1 protein-coding gene is annotated in these 645 nt (G+C 71.3%); it reads left to right on the top strand.

Features of this window, described 5'->3' with window-relative positions; all coding sequences use genetic code 11:
* Positions 1 to 552 (top strand): ABC transporter permease (locus B1729_RS20410; protein ID WP_163634633.1); only part of this gene is annotated, 552 nt, incomplete at its 5' end.
* Positions 553 to 645: the final 93 nt, after the last annotated feature.

Below are 645 nucleotides of genomic sequence, written 5' to 3'. Positions count from 1 at the left end.
GCCGCCTCGACCGCCGTGTACGTCGCCGGCGACATGAAGGCCGGCATCATCGACCGGTTCCGCACGATGCCCGTGCGCGCGAGCGCCGTGCTGACCGGGCACGTCGTCGCGAGCCTGCTGCGCAACCTGTTCGCGACCGCGATCGTGATCGGTGTCGCACTGCTCGTGGGGTTCCGCCCGACGGCGGGCTTCTGGGGCTGGGTCGGCGCCGTCGGGGTGATCGCACTCTGGATCCTCGCGATCACGTACCTGTTCGCGGCGATCGGGCTCGCCTCCGGCAGCCCCGAGGGAGCCAACGGCTACGGCTTCATCATCCTGTTCCTGCCGTATCTCTCGAGCGCGTACGTGCCGGTCGAGACGATGCCCGAGTGGCTCCAGGGCGTTGCGCAGTACCAGCCGGTCACGCCGATCATCGAGACGATCCGCGGGCTCCTCATGGGAACGCCCGTCGACGACACGGTCGGCTGGGCGATCGCCTGGTGCCTCGGGATCCTCGTCGTGTCGTTCGTGTGGGGGGCCTGGCTCTTCCGCCGCAAGGCGGGGCGCCGATAGGTCTGGGTACCGCTGCGCGGGGTCATCCTCCGGCGCGCGTACCAGGCGGCGTAGACTACGGCGGCGGCGCCCCGCCAGGCCCGAGCCCGCGCG

This window comes from Microbacterium sp. B35-04 (assembly GCF_010634885.1).
GTDB lineage: Bacteria > Actinomycetota > Actinomycetes > Actinomycetales > Microbacteriaceae > Microbacterium.
This window is presented reverse-complemented; position numbering and strand designations above follow the sequence as displayed.